Origin of the sequence: Enterobacter sp. ZOR0014, assembly GCF_000798855.1 — a bacterium.
In the GTDB taxonomy this organism is placed as follows: domain Bacteria; phylum Pseudomonadota; class Gammaproteobacteria; order Enterobacterales; family Enterobacteriaceae; genus Enterobacter; species Enterobacter kobei.
Genome location: NZ_JTLF01000338.1, coordinates 1 through 301 on the forward strand (window position 1 = coordinate 1; position 301 = coordinate 301).

Annotated in this window: 1 pseudogene; it reads right to left on the reverse strand. The window is 55.5% G+C overall.

Features of this window, described 5'->3' with window-relative positions:
- Positions 1–301, reverse strand: a pseudogene (locus L977_RS25090) (hypothetical protein); the annotation flags it as partial.

Sequence of the window (301 nt, forward strand, 5' to 3'; positions counted from 1 at the left end):
CGGAATGGCTGACCATTAATCATCCCCTGCACATATTCCGCCGAATTATTCGAAGATTCGCTTTCTGCCATCATGACAGCACCGAGCCCGGGGCTGCCTGCAAAAATCGCTGCAGCGGCAGCCGTACCTCGCTGCCCATCAGTTATCTCCGGCACAGAGTGGCTCGGGTAGGCATCTGCATCAAAATATTCCCTGAATCTTTCATAGCGGAAAGACTCCAGTTTCCCTGAGATTTTCTCCAGAGGACCATTAGGTGGCAATACCGGCGGAGGGGGAAGCTCCCGCGTCCACGGCCTGCCGT